Raw genomic sequence first — 21,427 nt, 5'->3', positions numbered from 1 at the left:
TCCGTTCGCGAGTGGCGCAAGTCCGCGCGACACGCCGTCTCAGAATCGCCAGACTGCGCCACTCGCGGGCCCGGCGGATCGCGCGTGGGTCAGTCGGCGGAGGTGACGTCGATGGCGCCCTCGGCGAAGTCGACGCGCACCTGGAAGCGTCCGCGGTGCATGACGATCCACGAGTCGTCGTCGGCGACCTCGACGCGGAAGTCGGCGAGCGACGGGTCGGACAGCTCGGGGAACTCCCGCCGCAGCGCGATCAGCGACTTGTGCAGCTCGAGGATGTTGACGTGGTCGGGGTGCTTGAGCTCGGACCAGTCGAGCTTCGAGCGCCGGAAGGTCGCCTCGTCCATCGGGTCGGGCACCTCGGACTCGCCCCAGCCGTGCCGGCCGAACTCCTTGCGGCGTCCGTTGCGGACGGCGTCGGCCAGCTCGGGATCGGGGAACGACGCGAAGAACTGCCACGGCGTCGATGCGGCCCATTCCTCGCCCATGAACAGCATGGGCGTGTAGGGCCCCAGCAGCACGATCGCCGCACCGCACGCGATGAGGCCCGGGGACACCGACGCCGAGATGCGGTCGCCCGTGGCGCGGTTGCCGATCTGGTCGTGGTTCTGCACGTAGGCCAGGAACGCCGATCCCGGGACGGACGCGACGTCGACCGGACGTCCGTGCGAGCGCTCGCGGAACGACGACCACGAGCCGTCGTGGAAGAACGCACCGCGGAGCGTCTTGGCCAGCGCACCAGGCGCGGCGAAGTCGGCGTAGTAGCCGTCGGTCTCGCCCGTCAGTCGGACGTGGATCGCGTGGTGCAGGTCGTCCGACCACTGGGCGTCCATGCCGAGCCCGTGCTCGGACCGTGGCGTGACGGTGCGCGGGTCGTTGAGGTCGGACTCCGCGATGAGCGTCAGCGGGCGGCCCAGCGTCTCGGAGAGCGCGGAGGTCTCGGCCGACAGCTCCTCCAGGATCGGCAGGGCGCGCTTGTCGGCGAGCGCGTGGACGGCATCGAGCCGCAGGCCGTCGACGTGGAAGTGCTCGAACCACGTGCGGGCGTTGTCGAGCACGTAGCGGCGCACCTCGTCGGAGCCCGGGCCGTCGAGGTTGAGGCCCGGCCCCCAGTCGTTCTGGCCCGCGAAGTACGGGCCGAAGCGGTCGAGGTAGGCACCGGAGGGCCCGAGGTGGTTGTAGACGACGTCGAGCACGACGCCGAGGCCACGCGCGTGGCACGCGTCGACGAAGCGCTTGAAGCCGTCCGGCCCCCCGTACGGCTCGTGCACCGCACCCCACAGCACGCCGTCGTAGCCCCACCCGTGCGGACCGTCGAAGGAGTTGACCGGCAGCACCTCGACGAGGTCGATGCCGAGGTCGACGAGGTGGTCGAGCCGCTCGACCGCCGCGTCGAAGGTGCCGCCGGGCGTGAACGTGCCGATGTGCAGCTCGTAGACGACCGACCGGGCGAGCTCACGGCCCGCCCACGACTGATCGGTCCAGGCGAACGCGTTATGGTCGTACACGCGCGACGCCGCGTGCACGCCCTGCGGCTGCCAGGCCGACCGCGGGTCGGGCAGCGGCGTCTCGTCGTCGCCGAGCACGAACGCGTAGTCGGTGCCGTGGGACGCGTCGACGTCCGCCGACCACCATCCCCCGTGCTCGGCGGGAGCCATGTCGTGCTCGACCCCGTCGACCTGCACGCGGACTCGTTCGAGGTCGGGGCACCACACCGTGAAGGTCATGTGTCGAGCCTAGTCAGGACGCGTCCGCGTCACGCACGAGCAGCACGACCGGGTAGCGGTCGAGCAGCGCGGCGAGCCGCACGGGCGTGCTGTCGACCGCCTCGCCCGTGAGCACGTCGGTCCAGGTGCCGGACGGCAGGGTGAGCGTCGTGTCGCGCCATCCGCCCGCCTCGGCCAGGCCGACCGGCAGACGGGTCGCCACCACCACGAGGTCGTCGCTGCGGGAGTACGCGACGGCGTGGTCGGCGGACGGCCCCTCGGCCCGCAGCGGCGTGTAGCCGCGGAACAGCTCGGGGCGGTCACGGCGCAGCGTCAGCGTGCGCTGGACGAGCAGCAGCTTGGCGGCGCCGGTCTCGTCGACCGCGGGCACCTCACCGTCCGCGAGCCGCGCGAGCATCGTGCGTCGCGCTCCGTAGTCGACCGCACGACGGTTGTCGGGGTCGACCAGCGAGAAGTCCCACAGCTCGGTGCCCTGGTAGACGTCGGGGACGCCGGGGGCGGTGAGCTGCAGCAGCTTCTGGCTGAGCGAGTTGGTCCAGCCGTGGGGCGTGATGCTCTCGACGAAGGCGTCGACCTCGTCGCCGACCGCGGCCCGGACGGCGGCGGGCCACTCGCGGACCTGCTGCTCGAACGGCTCGTCGGGCTCGGTCCACGTGGTGCGCAGCTTCGACTCGCGGGCGGCCTTCAGCAGGTAGTCGACCAGCCGCTCGTCGCTGATCGGCGCGGCGCCGACCAGCGTCTGCCAGGCCAGCAGCTCGAGCGACGGCTCGCCGAGGCCGCACTGCTGGGACCACCGGCGCACGTGCGCCACGAAGTCGTCGGCGACCTCCGACAGCACCGCGAGACGGGCCCGGGTGTCCTCCGAACGCTTCGTGTCGTGGGTCGTGAGCGTCGTCATCGCCCCTGGGGCACCGGCATCGCGCGCCGCCGCGAGGTCGTGCAGCTCGTCGACGCCGATGCCGAAGCGGTCGGGCGAGCCGCCGACCTCGTTGAGCGCGACGAAGCGCGTGTAGCGGTAGAACGTGGTGTCCTCGGTGCCCTTGGCCACGACCATGCCGGACGTCTGCTGGATGCGGGTGGCGAGCTCGCCCGAGGGATCGGACGTGACCTGGTGGTCGAGCGCGTCGAGCGCCTCGCCGAGGTCGGGGCGACGCTGCCGTGCCGTCGCGATCGCGGCGTGCCAGTGGGCGTGCTCCTGCGGCAGGTACGAGCGGTAGACGTCGAACGCGATCATCGTCTCGGCGACCGCCGCCCGGGCGGCACCTGCCTCGACGTCGTCGACCAGCGCGGCGATGCGACGCACCTCGGCGACCAGGATGTCGTCGGTGACGAGGCGCCGGGCGGTCTGCTCGACCTGCGCGTAGTCGACGTCCTGGCCGAGCTCGGCGGCCAGCGACGTCAGCGCGTCCTCGCCCCTCGGGTCGACCAGGACGCCGAAGATCTCGCCGAGGGCGTCGTAGCCCGTGGTGCCGTCGACCGGCCAGCTCTGGGGCAGGTCCTCGCCCGGGTGCAGGATCTTCTCGACCACGATCCACGCCTGCGGGGCGGCGGCGCGGAGTCGCTGCATGTACGCCGTCGGATCGGCCAGCCCGTCGGGGTGGTCGATGCGCAGGCCCGAGACGTCGCCGTCGGCGACCCACCTCAGCACCTCGGCGTGCACCGCCGCGAACACGTCCTGCTGCTCGACGCGCACGGCGGCCAGCGTGGTGATGTCGAAGAACCGGCGGTAGTTCAGCTCGGCGTTGCCGCGGCGCCAGTCGACCAGCTCGTACCTCTGGCGGTCGTGCACCTCGCGCGGCGTGCCGGAGGTGTCGCCGGCGATCGGGAACCGGTGGTCGTGGTAGACCAGCTGGTCGCCCTCGACCGTCAGCGCGTCGAGGTCGTCAGCCGATCCGAGCACCGGAACGAGGATGCGGTCGCGCGCCCAATCGACGTCGAACCAGTGGGCGAACTGCGAGGCCCGCCCCTTGGCCAGGAGGTCCCACCAGAACGGATTGGCCGTGGGCACCTCGACCGACATGTGGTTGGGCACGATGTCGACCACGAACCCGAGGCCGCAGGCCCGCACCGCGTCGGCCAGCGCCAGCCGGCCCTCCTCGCCGCCGAGGGCAGGACGCGCGAGCCGCGGGTCGGTGACGTCGTAGCCGTGCGTCGAGCCCGGGGTGGCGTCGAGCACCGGCGACACGTAGACCGCACCCACGCCGAGGTCGTGCAGGTAGCCGACCACGTCGCGGGCGTCGCCGAAGCCGAACTCCGGCCGCAGCTGCAGCCGGTAGGTCGACGAGGGCGTCGACGGCGACACCGCCCCGGTCATGAGACGACCCTCTGCAGCACCACCAACGAGCGCCCGGGCAGCGTCAGCGTGCCACCGGCGGGCACGGTGTCGCCCATCGGCGTGGCGTCGACCGTGCCGGCGCAGCTGTCGACGACCAGGCTCCAGCCCGGCCCGTAGTGCTCGTCGGGGAGCGTCCACTCGATGTCCTCGAAGTGGGCGTTGAACCCCATCAGGAACGAGTCGTCGACGACCCGCTCGCCGCGACGGTCGCGATCGGCGATCGCGTCGCCGTTGAGGAACATCACGATCGACTTGCCGAAGCCGTCGTCCCAGTTCTGCTCCTGCATCTCCTCGCCGGCCGGCGTGAACCACGCGATGTCGCGCAGCTCGTCGTCCTTGCGGATCGGCTTGCCCTCGAAGAATCGGCGGCGGCGGAACACGGGGTGCTGGTGCCGGAAGGCGGCGAGCGCGGACGTGAACTGCGTCATCGACCCGTCGGCGCCGGCCTTCTCCCAGTCGATCCAAGCAACCTCGTTGTCCTGGCAGTAGGCGTTGTTGTTGCCGCCCTGGCTGCGTCCGAGCTCGTCGCCGTGCAGGATCATCGGCACGCCCTGCGACAGCAGCAGCGTGGCCATCAGGTTGCGGCGCTGGCAGTCGCGCAGCGACAGGATCTCGGCGTCGTCGGTCGGACCCTCGACGCCGCAGTTCCAGGAGCGGTTGTCGTCGGCGCCGTCGTTGCCGTTCTCGCCGTTGGCCTCGTTGTGCTTGTCGTTGTAGGCCACGAGGTCGGCGAGCGTGAACCCGTCGTGCGCCGTGATGAAGTTGACCGAGGCGTACGGACGGCGTCCGTTGTCCTGGTAGAGGTCGGACGAGCCGGTGATGCGCGAGGCGAACTCGCCCAGCGTCGAGGGCTCGCCGCGCCAGAAGTCGCGGACGACGTCGCGGTACTCGCCGTTCCACTCGGTCCATTGCGGGGGGAACCCGCCGACCTGGTAGCCGCCGGGGCCGACGTCCCACGGCTCGGCGATGAGCTTGACCTGGCTGACCACCGGGTCCTGCTGCACGAGCTCGAAGAACGTCGCGAGCTTGTCGACGTCGTAGAACTCGCGGGCCAGCGTGGCCGCGAGGTCGAAGCGGAAGCCGTCGACGTGCATCTCGGTGACCCAGTAGCGCAGCGAGTCCATGATGAGCTGCAGCGCGTGCGGGTTGCCGACGTTGAGCGAGTTGCCGGTGCCCGTGTAGTCCATGTAGAACTGCTGGTCGTCCTCGACCAGGCGGTAGTACGACTGGTTGTCGATGCCCTTCATCGACAGGGTCGGTCCGAGGTGGTTGCCCTCGGCCGTGTGGTTGTAGACGACGTCGAGGATGACCTCGATGCCCGCCTCGTGCAGGGCGCGGACCATGCCCTTGAACTCCTCGACCTGGGCGCCGGGACGCGACGTGTAGGCGTCGTGCGGCGCGAAGAAGCCGATCGTGTTGTAGCCCCAGTAGTTCGTGAGGTCCTTCTCGACCAGGTAGTGGTCGGTGACGAACTGGTGCACGGGCAGCAGCTCGATCGCCGTCACGCCGAGGCCCTGCAGGTGCTCGACGATCGACGGGTGGCCGAGGGCCGCGTAGGTGCCGCGCAGCTCCTCGGGCACGTCGGGGTGCGTCATGGTCAGGCCCTTGACGTGGGCCTCGTAGATCACCGACTCGTTGTACGGCGTTCGCGGCAGGCGGTCGTTGGCCCAGTCGAAGAACGGGTTGGTGACCAGCGAGTACGGCACGTGCCCGGCCGAGTCGAGGTCGTTGCGCTCGTCGGGGTCGTCGAACGAGTAGCCGAACAACGAGTCGTCCCAGTCGACGCCGTGCGAGAAGGCCTTCGCGTACGGGTCGATCAGCAGCTTGTTGGGGTTGCAGCGCAGGCCCTGCGCAGGCTCGTAGGGCCCGTGCACGCGGTAGCCGTAGCGCTGGCCCGGTCCGACGCTCGGCAGGTAGCCGTGGTGGACGAAGCCGTCGACCTCCTCGAGGTGGATGCGGGTCTCCGTGCCGTTCTCGTCGAACAGGCAGAGCTCGACCTTGTCGGCGACCTCCGAGTAGAGGGCGAAGTTCGTGCCGACGCCGTCGTACGTGGCGCCCAACGGGTAGGCACTTCCGGGCCAGGGGCGCAAGGGGTCTCCAGTGGTTGTGATGGACATCTGCCTGGCATTACCCCCATTCGAGCGGGGCAACCCGGACACAGGTGTGAGGTCAGTCGCCGGCGGGCGGGCGCTCGGCGCGCAGGGGCGCCACGACGTCGGCGACGTGCGGGGCGTCGAAGAACTCCTCGAGCGTCACCGGCAGCGGGATGCGCCAGTTGGGATACTCGTCGACCGTGCCGGGCAGGTTGGGCTGACGCCGCTCGCCGACGACGTCGGTGGGCGCGCTGAGCACGAGCCGGGACGCCGCGCGGGCGATGACGGCGTGCAGGGCCACGACGGGGTCGGACGTGTCGATGCCCTCGTCGTCGACCAGCCGCATCAGTGCCGCGCGGTCGTCGGCGGCTGCGGCCAGCGCCTCGTCGACGGGCCCGTCGAGCAGGTCGAGGGACGCGCGCAGCCTGACGTGCTCGGCGTCGAGCCAGCCGGTGGCGGTGGGCAGGTCGTGGGTCGTGACGCTGGCCATGGTCTCGGGCTCCCAGTCGGCAGGACGGCGGAACGGCTGCCCGGCGGCGTCCCAGTCGCGCTCGAACCACAGCACCGCCGAGCTCAGCATGCCGCGCTCGTGCATCGTCTCGGTGACGACGTCCTCGACGGTGCCGAGGTCCTCGCCCACGATGATGGCGCCGGCACGGTGGGCCTCGAGCGCCAGCACGGCGAGCATCGCGTCGGCGTCGTAGTGCACGTAGGTGCCGCGGTGGGCGGGCTCTCCCGGCGGGATCCACCAGAGGCGCCACAGGCCTGCGATGTGGTCGATGCGGATGCCGTCGGCGTGCTGCAGCACGCTGCGCACCACGTCACGGAACGGGGCGTAGCCGGCCGCCGCGAGCTCGGCGGGCTTGAAGGGCGGCAGGCCCCAGTCCTGCCCCAGCTCGTTGAAGGCGTCGGCCGGGCAGCCGACGCGCACCGCTGGGGCGAAGACCTCGCGCTGCGACCACGTGTCGGGCCCGCCTGCGCTGACGCCCACCGGCAGGTCGTGGACGATGCCGACGCCCATGCCGCCGTCGTGAGCAGCAGAACGTGCCGCGTCGAGCTGCTGGCGGCACAGGTGCTGCAGCCAGGCGTGGAAGGCGATGCGCTCGGCCAGGTCGACGCGCGCCTGGGTGACGGCTGCGCCTGCCGGGTCCTGCAGCGAGACCGGCCAGTCGCGCCAGTCGCCGCCGTGCTGCTCGGCGAGCGCACAGAAGGTGGCGAAGTCGCGCAGGGAGGCGTCGACGTCGAGCTCGCGCTCGATGTCGGGCCGGTGCGGCCACAGCAGCTCGAGCGCCGCGTGCTTGGCGTCCCACACGGCGTCGTAGTCGATCGCGTCGGTGTCGCGCTGCGGGGCGAGCGCCAGCACGGCGGCCTGCGTCGCCGTGTCGGCCGCCGCGTAGGCCGCCGTGTCGGTGATGCGCAGGTAGAGCGGATTGGCGAAGCGTCTGCTCGCCGGCGAGTACGGCGACCGTTGCACCGGGTGCGTCGGCGCGACGGCCTGCACGGGGTTGACCAGGATGACGCCGGCGCCCTGCTCGGTCGCGGCGCGGCGCGCGAACTCGGCCAGGTCGCCGAAGTCGCCCATCCCCCACGAGCCGGTCGATCGCAGGGCGTACAGCTGGAGCATCCAGCCCCAGGTGGGGCGGATGTCGTCCATGCGCGCGGGCGCGACGACCAGCGTCGACGTCTGCTCGTCGGTCACGATCGTGTGCCAGCCGAGCGGCAGGTCGCCCGGCAGGTCGCCCGCGGTCTCGAGCGTGGTGCCGTCCTCGAGGTGCACTCGGGCCGCGACGCCGAGGGCACGCGCCTGCCCCTCGATCGCGATGACCGTGGGCGGCAGCGTCGTCGCGCGGTCGCGCTCGCGAGCAGCGTCGAGCGAGGCGCGGACGGCCTCGGGCGAGGTCGCGTCGACGTCCAGCATGCCGAGCACGGCCACCACCAGCTCGGGGTCGACGACGACGGGGGTGCGGTCGGATCCCTCGTACTCCGTGGCCACGCCGTGCGCGTGGGCCAGCTCGACGAGATCGGGGGGCGTGGTCACCGTCCCAGCATCGCGGACGGACCCTGACGGTGCCAATCCACGCGCGCCGCCCCTCGTGCACCTCGGCGTCCCGCCGCCCCCAGCCCGGGACGTCATCACGCCTGCTGCATCGCACATACTGCCGTGATGACGTCCCGGGGACGTCATCACGGACGTGCGTGCGTCGGCGCGGCCGTGATGACGTCGCTGCGGGTCAGCGGCCGGTGAAGGTCGCCTTGCCGGGGCCGTTCTCGACGAACGACGTCATGCCGGCGACGCGGTCGTCGGTCGCGAACAGCCCGGAGAACTCGACGCGCTCGATCTCGAGACCGGTCTGCAGGTCGACCTCGATGCCGCGGTCGACCGCGTTCTTGGCCGCCCGCAGCGCGAGCCGCGGACCGCCGACGAACTGCGCCGCCCACGAGACGGCCTGGGCGTACACGTCGGCGGCGGGGTGCACCTGGTCGACCAGACCGATGGCGAGCGCCTCGTGGGCGTCGACGAACCGGCCCGTGAAGATGAGGTCCTTGGCCTTGGCCGGGCCGACCAGGCGGGCCAGGCGCTGCGTGCCGCCCGCGCCGGGGATGATGCCGAGCAGGATCTCGGGCTGCCCGAGCTTGGCGTCGTCAGCGGCGAAGCGGACGTCGGTCGCCAGCGCCAGCTCGCACCCGCCGCCCAGCGCGAAGCCGGTGATCGCCGTGACGGTCGGCTTGCTGATCGCCGCGATGTCACGCGTGAAGGCCTGCAGCAGATGGGCGTGCTTGACCATCTCGCCGTGCGACATCGTGGCCATCTCCTTGACGTCGGCACCCGCCGCGAAGACCCGCTCGCCGCCGAACAGCACGACCGCCGCGACGTCGTCGCGCGCGTCGGCCTCCTTCGCCGCGGCGCTCAGCTCCTCCTGCAACTGAGCGTTGAGCGCATTCATCTTGGGCCGGTCGAGGCGGATCGTGCCCACCCCGTCGGTGACCTCGAGTCGGACGAATTCAGTCATGTCGTGCCTCCACAGCATCGCCGGCGGGCCGGATGCCGCCGTCGTGGTCGAGCATAGGAGGCAGTGCTGTCGCAGCACCGCGACCTTTGCCCTCCCGGACCAGGAACAGCGGCGCGGCCAGTGCCAGCACGACCCCGCCGACGATCATCGCGGCGCCGGGCGACGTGTCGGTCGCGACCGCGCCGAGCACCACCAGGCCGAGCGACCCACCGGGGTGCATCGCCATCGAGGCCAGCGACAGCACCGTCGCCCGGTGCTCGTGACCGACCCGTTCGTGCAACAGGGTCTCGTGGATCGCACCCGCGGCAGAGTGCACCGCGTACGTCGCCAGGAGGCCCACGACGACACCGACCGGCCCACCGGCCAGGCCCATCGCGACGACCGTTGCCCCTTGGACGATCCGCAGCACCACCGACACCGCGACCATGCTCCAGCGCCTCAGCATCATCGGCACCAGGGCCGCCCCCACCGCCGAGACACCCCAGGCTGCCGCGGTGGCCGGACCCATCACCGACGCTGCGGAATCACGGTCGCCCAGGAGCTCTGCGAGCCGGACGGGCGTCATCGTCTCGAACGCGATCATGCCGAAGCCCCACAGCAGCATGACCCCCATGAGCGCTGCCAGCACGCGCGACCTGAGCACGAGCCGCGCGCCAGTCGCGATCGTGCGCGGCGTCGCCCTGATCGAGGCACCCAGACGGCCCGGCTCAGCGCGGCCCGGCTCGTCCATGAGGATCAGCGCGGCGACGATCTGCAGCAGGGTCAGACCGATCGCGACCCAGTACGGAAGGGCCAGGGCGTCGGCTCGGCCCAGGGGCGCCCAGGCGACGAGCCCCGCAGCCAGGATCGCCCCCGCCGCGATGCCGACCCCGGCGATGCTGGCGTAGCCCGAGAGGCCGCGGGCGACCACCGACGACCTGTCGTCGGGCGGCGTCGTGGCATGGACCGCATCGACGAACCACGCGTTGAGCGGGCCGCTGTCGAGCGCTCGGTAGGCCCCGGCGAGCCCGGTGGCGACCGCGAAGGCCGCCGGCGAGTGCGCCAGCGCGTAGACCGCGTACGAGCCGACCGCCATCACCGCCGAGGCCACGAACACCGGCTTGCGTCCGACGGCATCGGCGAAGCCGCCGGTCGGCAGCTCGAGCACGAGCACCACGACTCCCTGCACGGCGGCCACGGCACCGTACTCGGCGATCGTCAGCCCTCGCTCGAGCGGCAGCAGCGCCGCGACCGGGACGATCAGACCCGTCGAGAGCCACCGGATGCCGGCGAGGAGCCAGAACCGCGTCCTGATGCTCACGGCGTGTCCGGCTTGGGCAGCGTCAGCACGTGCAGCACGACGGCCTCGGAACCCGCGCGGCCCGAGTAGCGGGTCGCGACCGCGTGCAGCTCCTCCTGCAGAGCCAGCAGGTCGGCCGGGTCGAGGCGCAGCCCGTAGTCGCTCATGCCGATGCCCGGACGAGGCTCGGTCCACGCCTCCAGCCCGTGACGCAGGTACTGCTCCTGGCGACGCCGGACCGCGTCGACGTACTCGCGTCCGCCATCGAGGTCGGCGAGCGACGACGGGAAGCTCGTGGCGTCGTGCAGGGCCCGCCAACGACGCTCGCGCGCGGACGGCTGCTCGTCATCGTCGGCGACGAGGCCGAAGCGCTCGAGCTGCCTCAGGTGGTACGACGTCGAGCCGCTCGACTCGCCCAGCGCACGCCCGAGCTGCGAGGCCGTCGCCGGGCCCTCGGTCCGCAACCGGCCGAGGAGCTCGAGCCGGAGCGGGTGCGAGACGGCCTTGAGGGTCTCGAGGTCGTCGACGACCTTGGAGGTGAACACCATGACCTCAGGCTAGACCGCAAAACCTTCTTTGCAAACACTTCTTTGCGTTCTCGCCGCCGCCGGGCCCGCGCCTCCCCCGGGGGACGGATAACCTGGCGACATGCCCGTGAGCCTGCGCGACGACGACCTGGCCCTCGAACCGACGTCGGGCTCCGACGAGTTCACCGGTTTCGCGATCATGCTCGCCGGCGAGCGGCACGGCACCGTCGCCCTGCGTCGCGAGAGCTCCACGACGGCGTCGATCCGCTGGAACTCCGGCATCGGGCAACCCTTCGTCGTCGCCCGAGCCCTGCGCCTGGCCGTCGCGCACGCCTTCGCTGCCCTCGACGTCGGCCGCGTCGAGGTGCGGCTGTCCGTCGACGCCAGCCGCGACGTGCGGGCTGCGTCGATCGCAGGCCTGCGCCGCGAGGGCATCGTGCGACTGCCCGGCGACACCGCCGACGAGGTGCTGATGGCCCGGTTGGCGGACGACCCGCCCGCCGACAGCCGCGACGGCTTCACCGCGATCCTCAATGCCGGGCTGCCGACCAAGCGGGTCATCAGCCAGGGGCTGCTGCGCGACGAGCAGGGACGCGTGCTGCTGTGCGAGCTGACCTACAAGCAGGAGTGGGACCTCCCGGGCGGGGTCGTCGAGGTGGGCGAGGCACCGTCGATCGGCCTGGTGCGCGAGCTCGAGGAAGAGCTCGGCATCACGGTCGAGGTGCGCGACCTGCTCACCGTCAACTGGTTGCCCGCCTGGCGAGGCTGGGACGACGCCTGCATCTTCCTGTTCGACCTCGGCGTCGTCGACAGCTCGATCACCGAGGGCATGACCCTGCAGCCGACCGAGATCAAGGCCGTCCACTGGTGCGATCCGTCCGAGGTCCGCTCGCGAGCCACCGACGCCGCGATCGAGCTGCTCGAGGCGGTCGACGCCGGATCGCTGCCGGCCTACCGCGAGGCGCCCAAGCAGCCCGAGTAGCCCGAGCCGGGGTGGCCCATCGGCGCGTCAGCGCACCGCGCCCTGATCGCCCTCGCCGCTGACGACGCCGCCGTACTGGCCCAGCGCCCGCGGCGGCCCGTCGCCGCCGGGCAGGTAGAGCAGCACCTGGTGCAGGTAGGTCAGGGTGCCCGAGCCCGAGATGCCGGCCGAGAGGAAGGCCCGTTGCGGCGTCCCCTCGGGCCAGGTGACCGTCAGCCCGTCGTCTACCGCGTAGGTGTCGGTGCGCAGGAGCGTGACGAAGGCCAGCGCGCCGCCGTCGCTGGTGCGCAGCGCGTACTGGACGTCCTGGGCCTCCCACGCCTGGCTGAACCGGACGTCCTTGAGGGCCGCGTTGGTCTCGGCGGTCGACCTCATCTGCTGGATGAAGGAGTCGTCGGCGATCGCGTCCGCGCCGGGCGCCTTCGGGTCGGCGAGCACGGCGGCATAGGCCTGGGCTGCCTTCTGCGGCGACATCGCCATGCCCACGCCGTCGTCGGCCGGCACCCTCAGCGCGGCTCCCTGCGATCGGCGGATCGGCGGCAGCTCGGTCTTGTCGAGCGTCTCGGGGCTCGCGGTCAGCACCCACGGATCGACCGACGACGTCCGCTCGAACACCTGCACGCGGTTGATGCCGAGCTTCGCGTCGCGCACCACGGCGTAGAACCACAGCGGGTACTTGGCGAACCGCGGCACCTCGACGTCGGTCACCTCTCCCCTGCCGGTGTCGTCGCCCTTCTGCGCGGTGGCCGAGCGCTGCAGCACCTCGAACGATCCCGTGTCGATCGCCAGCACGGCACCCTGCTCGACCGTCGACAGAGGCTTCGGGTCGAGCAGCTCGACGGCCGACTCGCGCACCTCGCGGTACTCGTCGAGCACCTCGTCGACCTCGGCCCGGCTCGCGGCTGCCTTGTCGAGCCGGACGTCGTCGCGGGCGTGCGGCACCGCGCAGGCCGACAGGGTCAGCGAGCACACCAGGGCCAGCACCGTGCGCCTCATGGACGCTCCTTCGCATCGGGATCGTCGGCATCGTCGAGGTCGTCGTCGACCACCTCGAACTCGTCCAGCTCGTCCTCGCCGACCTCGTGCTCGGTGCCGTCCTCGTCGACGAACACGTAGACGACCCGTTCCGGCTCGGCGGTCGGCGGCGCATCACCGCGGGGGTCCGCCGTGCGCGCAGACTCGGCCGCGATCTCGGCAGCCGTCGGCACCCCGGGCACGACGACCTGCGGCACGGTCGGCACCGACGGCTCGTCGGACGCGGACGGCCCCGCGGCTCCCGCGTCGTCGGCCACCTCCTCGACGACCTCGAGCTCGGCGGCCTCCTCGGCGGTGATCTCGTGCTCCACCCCGTCGTCGTCGACGTAGACGTAGACCACCTCCTCGACCTCGAGCGTGCCCGCCCCGTCGATCTCGTCGTCCTCGCCGTCGTCCCAGTCGTCGTCCGCCCACCGCGACCGCAGCACCATCACTCCCAGCCACAGTGCGGCCAGGCCCAGCAGCAGCGCCGAGATGCCCTTGGCGAATCCGCCCTTGACCCCGTAGGCGAGCGTGACCTCGAGGCCGGCCAGGTTGGACGAACCCACCGACAGCACCGCGATCGACACCGTCTCGTCGGGCAGACGAGCGCTGATGGAGGCTCCGCCCAGGCCTGCCGAGCTGTCGATCCACCAGTCGATCGCGGTCGGCGCTCCGGGCAGGTTGGGCTGACCCTCGACGGCGCGGGTCCGCAGCCGCCACGGACGACTGAACGACGTCACCTCCAGACGCTGCACCTTGGCGACGTAGTTCTGGACGTCCACGGCGTTGCCGATGCCGACGAACACCGGCTTGCGGACCGGCACCTCGACCAGCACGTCGACCTGGACGTCTGCCCAGCGGATGACCTGGGGCGACGTCACCACGGCGATGTCGTCGGTCTCGATCGCGTGCGGCCCGGTCGAGATGCGGCTGTCGGGGCCCAGCAGGACCATCAGTGCGACACCGGCCACGGCGACGAGCACGCCGAGCACCGACAGCGCCCAGCCCGTCACCGTCCGCATCGACACTCTCTCTCAGGGGGTCACCCTGAGCGGTGACGCGCCTGCGACCCTACCCTCCAGTAGCCCGTCGCGCCGTGAGGAAACGGCCTCGCGTCGGGCCGGACGATCCGTGGCCGCGGCCCAGGGTGCTCAGAACAGCGCGGTGGCCAGGGAGCGTCGAGCGGTCATGACGGCGGGATCGGCGATCCCGACCACCGTGAACAGCTCGAGCAGCCTCTCGCGGATGCGGTCGCGCTCGTCGCCCGTCGTGCTGCGCACGAGCGCGATGAGGCGGTCGAAGGCGTCCTCGACGTGTCCTCCGCTGATGTCGAGGTCGGCCACCAGCATCTGGGCGTCGACGTCGTCGGGGCGGTCGGCAGCCGCGGCCCGTGCCGCCTGGAGGTCGGCGTCCTTCGTGCGCGAGAGCCACTTGACGCGGGCGAGCCGCTCGGCGATCTCGACGTCGGCGGGGTACTGCACGCGCAGCTTCTCGTACTCGGCGACCGCGGTGGCGAAGTCGCTGGCCATGAAGGCCTCCTCGGCGGCGGCGAAGCGGGGGTCCTCCGGCTCCTCGACGTCCGCACCGTCCGCAGGTGCGCCGCCGACGGGCTGTGCGCGTCCGGTCAGGCCGTTCTCGGCGGCGAGCCGCACCAGCTCGTCGAAGTAGCGGCGCATCTCGGCCTCCTCGACCGTGCCCTGGAACAGCGGCACCGGCTGTCCCTTCACGAGGCCGGCGACGTACGGGACGCCCTGCACCTGCAGCGCCTGCGCGATCTGCGGGCTGGCGTCGACGTCGACCCGTGCCAGCAGCACCTGGCCGTCGTAGGAGTCCACGACGCTGCCCAGCAGCTCGTTGAAGGCTCCGCTCTGCGGCGAGCGCGACGACCACAGGCCCAGCACCACCACGTGCGACATCGAGGCCTCGAGCGCGACGGACTGGAACGTCGACTCGTCGACGTCGACGACGTACGAGCCTGCCTGGGCACCTGCACCCTGGGCGGGGGCCGGCCGTGCTGCGGGCTGCTTCAGTGCGGACAGATCGATGGCACCGGGACGCGAGAAGTTCATGTCCCCATACTAGGAACCACCTCGAGCGCCGCGCACGGCCGCCGTGATCAGTACTGCTGGTCGATGATGCGCTGCTGGTCGCTCGGTCGGCGGCCGCGGAGCCCGGCGTCCTGCACGACCTTCTGGATCGCGTGGTCGATGACGTCGACGTCGGCGATGTAGCGGATGTGCCGCACGCCCTGCTCCTGCGCGGCCGACTCGAACGTCATGTGCCCGTACGTGAAGGGCCACCGTCCCAGCAGGGGCCGCTCGACCGTCACGTCGAGGATGCGGTTGATCGGCACGGTGGCCCGCTTGGTCGAGAAGATGCCGGTGACGCGGAAGACCCGCATGTCGGTGAGCACGAAGATGTCGCGCTTGTCGCGCAGCCACAGGTAGACGGCGTGCCCGGTCAGCCCGGCGGCGAGCAGCAGCGGGAGCCAGCCGATGCTGGCCGGCCCGATCACCGCGAGGACGACCAGCACCACGGCGCCGACGAGCTCGGCGATCGACCGCGCGTAGACGACCGGATGGTGTGCGTACTCCCCCACCTTGTGCTCGGTGGGGTTCTGGAGCAGGTTGCCGTCGATGTCGTGATCGGGAAGCAGCTCCAGGACCCAGTCGAGCAACGCCCGGATCATGGTCTGACTACTCGACCAGCTCGTTGAAGAACACGCCGAACTGCCGGAAGGCGTCCATGATCGCGCCGAAAGCATCGCTGACGACGTCGGCGGCATTGGCTGGCGTGTTCAACAGGTAGTAGACGACGAACCCGAGCACGAGCAGCGCGATGACCTTCTTCAGCACGCCCTCATTGTGTGCACGCGGCGGGGAGATCCCTGGCAGGCGCGCCGGGGCGGCGACGAGAACCGTCGTCGTCAGAGGGTCTCGAGCAGCACGTCGGCCGCCGCGAACGGATCGGACGTGCCGGCCAGCACCTGGTCGGCGAGGGCGTCGAGGCGGACGTCTGCCGAGACGTGCGCGAACCGTGCGCTCACCTCGGTCAGGGCCAGCGCCTCGATCTCGCGACGGATGCGCGCCAGCCGCCGCCTGGTCAGCTCGCCCGACTGCTCGAGGTGGCGACGGTGGTCGGAGATCGCCTCGACCACCTCGTCCACGCCGTCGCCCGTCGTGGCGGTCGTCAGCAGGATGGGCGGCTTCCAGGACCCGTCGGCGCGATCGGTCATGCCGATGACGGACCGCAGCTCGCGGCGGGTGGACTGCGCCCCGTCGCGGTCGGCCTTGTTGACGACGAAGACGTCACCGATCTCGAGGATGCCCGCCTTCGCCGCCTGGATGCCGTCGCCCATGCCGGGCGCCAGCAGCACGATCGTGGTGTCGGCGAGACCGGCGACGTCGACCTCCGACTGCCCGACCCCGACGGTCTCGACCAGCACGACGTCGCAGCCAGCCGCGTCGAGCACCCGCAGCGCCTGCGGAGCGGTGGCCGAGAGCCCGCCGAGGTGACCGCGACTGGCCATCGACCGGATGTAGACGCCGTCGTCGAGCGCGTGGTCCTGCATGCGCACGCGATCGCCCAGCAGGGCGCCGCCGGAGAACGGCGACGTCGGGTCGACCGCCAGCACGCCCACGCGGCGGCCGGCGGCGCGCAGGGCCGACACGAGCGCCGAGGTGGACGTCGACTTGCCGACGCCCGGAGATCCGGTGATGCCCACGATGTGAGCGCCGCCGACGTGCTCGCGCAGGGCCGCGCTGACCTCGCGCAGCGCCGGCGACCGGTCCTCGACCAGCGAGATCAGCCGCGCCACCGCCCGTGGCTGGCCGTCTCGCGCCTGCTGCACGAGCTCGGCCACGGGCGCGGAGCGACGGACGGAACTCATCGACGGACCGGAAGGCCGTCCGGCTACTTCGAGGGGACGCGCAGGATCAGGGCGTCGCCCTGGCCCCCGCCGCCGCACAGGGCGGCCGCGCCGACGCCGCCGCCGCGACGTCCGAGCTCGAGCGCCAGGTGGAGCGCGATGCGTGCGCCGCTGGCACCGATCGGGTGACCCAGGGCGATCGCCCCGCCGTTGACGTTGACGATGTCGCCGGAGATGCCGAGCTCGGCCGTGCTGGCGATGCCCACGGCCGCGAAGGCCTCGTTGATCTCGACCAGGTCGAGGTCGGCGGGCGCGATGCCCTCCTTCTGGCACGCCGCGGCGATGGCGTTGGCGGGCTGGCTCTGCAGGCTCGAGTCGGGACCGGCGACGACACCGGCCGCACCGATCTCGGCGATCCACGACAGGCCGAGCTCCTCGGCCTTGGCCTTGCTCATGACGACCACCGCGGCGGCGCCGTCGGAGATCTGGCTGGCCGAGCCGGCCGTGATGGTGCCGTTCTTGTCGAAGGCCGGACGCAGCTTGCCCAGCGACTCGGTCGTGGTGTCGCTGCGCACGCCCTCGTCGGCGGCGACGACGATCGGGTCGCCCTTGCGGGTGGGGATCTCGACCGGGACGATCTCGTCGTCGAAGACGCCGTTCTTCTGGGCGAGGGCTGCCTTCTGGTGCGAGGCGGCGCTGAACGCGTCCTGCTCCTCACGGGTGAACTTCTGCTTCTCGGCGTTGATCTGCTCGGTGAGGCCGCCCATCGCCTGGTCGGTGAGCGCGTCCCACAGGCCGTCGGCGGCCATGTGGTCGACGAGCTTGGTGTCGCCGTACTTGGTGCCCTCGCGCGAACCCAGCAGCATGTGCGGAGCCTGCGTCATCGACTCCTGGCCGCCAGCCACGACGATCTCGTGCTCGCCGGCGCGGATGAGCTGATCGGCCAGCGCGATCGCGTTGATGCCCGACAGGCAGACCTTGTTGATCGTCAGCGCGGGGACGTTGAGCGGGATGCCGCCCTTGTGGGCCGCCTGGCGCGCCGGCACCTGACCGGCACCGGCCTGCAGCACCTGGCCCATGATCACGTAGTCGACCTGGTCGCCGCGGACGCCGGCCTTCTCGAGGGCACCCTTGATGGCCAGCCCGCCGAGGTCGGAGCCCGACAGGCTCTTGAGACCGCCCAGCAGGCGACCGATCGGGGTGCGGGCACCGGCGACGATGACGGACGGGTTCGCGGACTGGGTCATGGGAGGGGCTCCTTGGATGGCAGTCTCGAAAAGACGGTCCTTGAGACGATGCTGGGCACTTTACCCATCGGTAACGTCCCGGTGACAGGGGTGTGCGCCGGATCACCTCGGGACGGTCGTGCCCCTGCTCTACGCTGCTGGGCATGACTGAGCCCCTCGTGCCCGCACACCTGCTGTTGACCATCGACCACGTCGGCATCGCCGTGCCCGACCTCGACGACGCGCTCGAGTTCTACGCGTCCACGTTCGGCCTGCACTCGGTGCACGAAGAGGTCAACGAGGAGCAGGGCGTGCGCGAGGCCATGCTCGCCGTCGGCGACTCCGACACCCGCATCCAGCTGCTCGCCCCGCTCAGCGACGAGTCCACGATCGCCAAGTTCATCGCCCGCAACGGCCAGGGCATCCAGCAGCTCGCCTACCGCGTCGCCGACATCGACGCGGTCTCGGCGACGCTGCGCGAGCGCGGCGTGCGGCTGCTCTACGACGCGCCCAAGCGCGGCACGTCCGACTCGCGGGTCAACTTCGTGCACCCCAAGGACGCCGGCGGGGTCCTCGTCGAGCTGGTCGAGCCGGCCGCCTCGCACTGAGTGCTGGATCACAGTCACGACGGGTGACGCGCCAGGTTAACAGTGAGTAACATCCCCCGGAATACCTATCTGGAGGTCATACCTGTGCAGCAGATCCTCGACGCCATCCTCGCCGGCGACACCGCACCCGAAGAGTTCGCCGCCCTCCCGCTTCCCGACACGTACAAGGGCATCACCGTCCACAAGGACGAGGTCGAGATGTTCGCCGGCCTGGCGAGCCGCGACAAGGACCCCCGCAAGAGCCTGCACCTCGACGACGTGCCCGTGCCGGAGCTGGCCCCCGGCGAGGCGCTCGTGGCGGTCATGGCCAGCGCGATCAACTACAACACCGTCTGGACGTCGATCTTCGAGCCCGTCTCGACGTTCTCCTTCCTCGAGCGCTACGGGCGCCTGTCGGAGTACACCAAGCGTCACGACCTGCCGTACCACGTGGTCGGCTCCGACCTGGCCGGCGTCGTCCTGCGCACCGGCCCGGGCGTCAACGCCTGGAAGCCCGGCGCCGAGGTCGTCGCGCACTGCCTGTCGGTCGAGCTCGAGAGCCCCGACGGTCACGACGACACGATGATGGACCCGCAGCAGCGCATCTGGGGCTTCGAGACCAACTTCGGCGGCCTCGCCCAGCTCGCGATCGTCAAGTCCAACCAGCTGCTGCCCAAGCCCGACCACCTCACGTGGGAGGAGGCCGCCAGCCCCGGCCTGGTCAACGCGACCGCCTACCGCCAGCTGGTCTCCAAGAATGGCGCCCACATGAAGCAGGGCGACGTCGTGCTCATCTGGGGCGCCTCCGGCGGCCTCGGCTCCTACGCGACGCAGATGGCGCTCAACGGCGGAGCCATCCCTGTGTGCGTCGTGTCGTCCCCCGAGAAGGCCGAGATCGTCCGCTCGCTCGGCGCCCAGCACGTGATCGACCGCTCGGCCGAGGGCTACACGTTCTGGAAGGACGAGAACACCCAGGACCCCAAGGAGTGGCAGCGCTTCGGCAAGAAGATCCGCGAGCTCACCGGCGGCGAGGACCCGGACATCGTCTTCGAGCACCCCGGGCGCGAGACGTTCGGCGCGTCGGTCTACGTGGCGCGCAAGGGCGGCACGATCATCACGTGCGCGTCCACCTCGGGCTACATGCACCAGTACGACAACCGGTACCTCTGGATGAACCTCAAGAACATCAAGAGCTCGCACTTCGCCAACTACCGCGAGGCCTTCGAGGCCAACCGGCTGATCGACAAGGGCCTGATCCACCCGACGCTGTCGCGCGTCTACTCGCTCGAGGAGACCGGCCAGGCCGCGCTCGACGTCCACCACAACCTGCACCAGGGCAAGGTCGGCGTGCTGTGCCTGGCCCCCGAAGAGGGTCTCGGCGTCCGCGACGAGGCCAAGCGCGCGCAGTTCCTGACCGAGATCAACCGCTTCCGCGGCATCTGATCCAGCCTCGTCGACAGGGCGCACGGACGACCGATGTCGGTCGCCCGTGCGCCCTTTTCCGACGGGTACGCTGGACCGCACCAGACCTGAACTCCTATCGCGACGAATGGGATCCGTATGTCCGATCAGCCCGGCTTGTCCATCTTCGACTCCTCCTCGAACGCGAGCGACGCCTCGTTCCCCCTCGCCCGGCGGGGTGGCTACGACAGCGACGCGGTGGACGCCTGGGTGCGCACGCAGAGCGCCGAGCTGCAGCGCGCGATCGAGACGGTCCGGGCCCGTGAGAACGAGATCGAGAACCTGCGCGAGACCGTCGACACGCTGCAGGCCCGCGTCGAGGCCGTCGAGACGCCGACCTACACGGGGCTCGGCAACCACGCCGCGCAGCTGCTGGGCCTGGCTGAGCAGGAGGCCGACGACGTCCGCAACCGCGCGTCGCGCGAGGCCGACGAGCTGGTCAAGAACGCACAGGAGGAGGCCGCGCTCATCATCGCGACCGCTACGCACGACGCCGAGGAGATGCGCGGGCGCGCCGTCGCCGAGCTCGAGGAGAAGCGCAAGCAGCTGCTCGACGACGCCGAGGCGATGCACGCCGAGGCCGCTGCACACACCGACGACCTCAAGGCGCAGGCCGAGCGCGAGGCCGCCCAGCTCAGGCTCGCCGCCGAGCAGGACGCCCAGAACATGCGTCTCGGAGCCACCCGCGACGTCGAGCAGGCGCGCGCCGCAGCCGACCGCGAGGTCACCGAGGCACGTCGCGTGCTCGCGGTCGAGAAGGAGCGCCTGGCGCGCGAGGCGTCCGAGAACCACGCGTCAGCGATGGAGCAGACCGGCAAGCTCGTCAAGGACGCCGAGACCCGGGCGGCCGCGGCCGAGGAGCGTGCCCGCGACATCATGGCCCAGGCGTCGACGTCCCGCGAGGCTGCGACCGCCGAGTCGGCCCGACTGCTCGAGAACGCCAAGGCCCAGGCAGCCCAGCAGCTGTCGAGCGCCAACGCCGAGGCGGCCAAGATCCGTGCCACCGCCACGACCGACGTCGAGCGCCAGACCCGCTCGCTGCGGTCCGAGGTCGAGGAGCTGCAGCGCAAGCGCGACGGCATCATGGCCCAGATGGGTCAGCTCCGCGACATCGTGGCGTCCTTCGCCCCCGACTCGAGCGTCGCCCAGCAGGCGGCCGAGCACGTGGCGGCAGATGACGACGACACCCAGCACGTCGACGACCACGACGACGAGGTGGAGTCGGACGGCGTAGAACTCGACGACACCGACCTCGACGAGACGGAGTCAGACGACGCCGAGCCGGAGCCCGCCCAGACCCGGCCCGCCTCCAGCTGA

18 protein-coding genes are annotated in these 21,427 nt (G+C 71.3%); 4 read left to right on the top strand and 14 right to left on the bottom strand.

Annotated elements, in window-relative coordinates; all coding sequences use genetic code 11:
• Positions 1-89: 89 nt before the first annotated feature.
• The 7 genes from treZ to DX116_RS19460 form a co-directional block, all read right to left on the bottom strand.
• Positions 90-1,724: a malto-oligosyltrehalose trehalohydrolase gene (gene treZ / locus DX116_RS19490; protein WP_119705953.1), complete on the bottom strand. Its 1,635-nt coding sequence runs from the start codon at positions 1,722-1,724 to the stop codon at positions 90-92.
• 13 nt (positions 1,725-1,737) lie between these two features.
• Complete coding sequence (treY, locus tag DX116_RS19485) at positions 1,738-4,038, bottom strand: malto-oligosyltrehalose synthase (RefSeq protein WP_119705952.1); 2,301 nt, start codon at positions 4,036-4,038, stop codon at positions 1,738-1,740.
• Entirely contained in the window at positions 4,035-6,176 is a 2,142-nt protein-coding gene (gene glgX / locus DX116_RS19480; protein ID WP_233556966.1) for a glycogen debranching protein GlgX, read from the bottom strand. The genes treY and glgX overlap by 4 nt, the downstream gene beginning before the upstream one ends.
• A gap of 52 nt (positions 6,177-6,228) precedes the next feature.
• A complete protein-coding gene (malQ, locus tag DX116_RS19475) occupies positions 6,229-8,190 on the bottom strand; it encodes a 4-alpha-glucanotransferase (RefSeq protein ID WP_233556965.1) in 1,962 nt (653 codons plus the stop codon).
• A gap of 193 nt (positions 8,191-8,383) precedes the next feature.
• Positions 8,384-9,163 (bottom strand): enoyl-CoA hydratase/isomerase family protein, encoded by a 780-nt coding sequence (locus tag DX116_RS19470; RefSeq protein ID WP_119706013.1) that lies wholly within the window; start codon positions 9,161-9,163, stop codon positions 8,384-8,386.
• Positions 9,156-10,463 carry an MFS transporter gene (locus DX116_RS19465; protein WP_199716185.1) on the bottom strand — a complete coding sequence of 436 codons (1,308 nt, stop codon included), beginning with the start codon at positions 10,461-10,463 and terminating at the stop codon, positions 9,156-9,158. Before DX116_RS19465 ends, DX116_RS19470 begins: the two co-directional genes overlap by 8 nt.
• Positions 10,460-10,990: a winged helix-turn-helix domain-containing protein gene (locus DX116_RS19460; RefSeq protein WP_119705949.1), complete on the bottom strand. Its 531-nt coding sequence runs from the start codon at positions 10,988-10,990 to the stop codon at positions 10,460-10,462. Before DX116_RS19460 ends, DX116_RS19465 begins: the two co-directional genes overlap by 4 nt.
• Positions 10,991-11,090: 100 nt before the next feature.
• On the opposite strand from DX116_RS19460, the gene DX116_RS20205 reads away from it, so the two are divergent.
• A complete protein-coding gene (locus tag DX116_RS20205) occupies positions 11,091-11,951 on the top strand; it encodes an NUDIX hydrolase (RefSeq protein WP_199716183.1) in 861 nt (286 codons plus the stop codon).
• Between the two features lie 27 nt (positions 11,952-11,978).
• Here DX116_RS20205 and DX116_RS19450 read toward each other — a convergent pair whose 3' ends face one another.
• From DX116_RS19450 to DX116_RS19425, 7 genes are all read right to left on the bottom strand, one after another.
• Positions 11,979-12,947 carry a hypothetical protein gene (locus DX116_RS19450; RefSeq protein WP_119705948.1) on the bottom strand — a complete coding sequence of 323 codons (969 nt, stop codon included), beginning with the start codon at positions 12,945-12,947 and terminating at the stop codon, positions 11,979-11,981.
• On the bottom strand, positions 12,944-13,990 hold the full coding sequence (locus tag DX116_RS19445) for a hypothetical protein (RefSeq protein ID WP_147393733.1): 1,047 nt from the start codon (positions 13,988-13,990) through the stop codon (positions 12,944-12,946). The genes DX116_RS19450 and DX116_RS19445 overlap by 4 nt, the downstream gene beginning before the upstream one ends.
• A 129-nt stretch (positions 13,991-14,119) precedes the next feature.
• Positions 14,120-15,037 (bottom strand): tetratricopeptide repeat protein, encoded by a 918-nt coding sequence (locus DX116_RS19440; RefSeq protein WP_119705946.1) that lies wholly within the window; start codon positions 15,035-15,037, stop codon positions 14,120-14,122.
• 47 nt (positions 15,038-15,084) lie between these two features.
• Positions 15,085-15,657, bottom strand: a complete 573-nt coding sequence (locus DX116_RS19435) for a PH domain-containing protein (RefSeq protein ID WP_119705945.1) — start codon at positions 15,655-15,657, stop codon at positions 15,085-15,087.
• A gap of 7 nt (positions 15,658-15,664) precedes the next feature.
• Positions 15,665-15,823: a hypothetical protein gene (locus DX116_RS20200; protein WP_199716181.1), complete on the bottom strand. Its 159-nt coding sequence runs from the start codon at positions 15,821-15,823 to the stop codon at positions 15,665-15,667.
• Between the two features lie 71 nt (positions 15,824-15,894).
• Entirely contained in the window at positions 15,895-16,857 is a 963-nt protein-coding gene (gene meaB, locus DX116_RS19430) for a methylmalonyl Co-A mutase-associated GTPase MeaB (RefSeq protein WP_119705944.1), read from the bottom strand.
• 23 nt (positions 16,858-16,880) lie between these two features.
• Entirely contained in the window at positions 16,881-18,083 is a 1,203-nt protein-coding gene (locus DX116_RS19425) for an acetyl-CoA C-acetyltransferase (RefSeq protein ID WP_119705943.1), read from the bottom strand.
• Positions 18,084-18,226: 143 nt separating this feature from the next.
• Here DX116_RS19425 and mce point away from each other — a divergent pair, with 143 nt between their 5' ends.
• The 3 genes from mce to DX116_RS19410 all read left to right on the top strand — a co-directional run bounded on the left by mce (position 18,227) and on the right by DX116_RS19410 (position 21,427).
• Positions 18,227-18,670, top strand: a complete 444-nt coding sequence (gene mce, locus DX116_RS19420) for a methylmalonyl-CoA epimerase (RefSeq protein ID WP_119705942.1) — start codon at positions 18,227-18,229, stop codon at positions 18,668-18,670.
• Between the two features lie 84 nt (positions 18,671-18,754).
• Positions 18,755-20,092: a crotonyl-CoA carboxylase/reductase gene (gene ccrA, locus DX116_RS19415; RefSeq protein WP_199716178.1), complete on the top strand. Its 1,338-nt coding sequence runs from the start codon at positions 18,755-18,757 to the stop codon at positions 20,090-20,092.
• A 117-nt stretch (positions 20,093-20,209) separates the two neighbouring features.
• The gene (locus DX116_RS19410) at positions 20,210-21,427 is read left to right on the top strand and encodes a coiled-coil domain-containing protein (RefSeq protein ID WP_119705941.1); all 1,218 of its coding nucleotides are present in this window, start codon (positions 20,210-20,212) and stop codon (positions 21,425-21,427) included.

This window comes from Aeromicrobium endophyticum, from assembly GCF_003586285.1.
Classification (GTDB): domain Bacteria; phylum Actinomycetota; class Actinomycetes; order Propionibacteriales; family Nocardioidaceae; genus Aeromicrobium; species Aeromicrobium endophyticum.
Note: the sequence above shows the minus strand (reverse complement) of the source record. Positions and strands in the feature narration are given on the sequence as shown.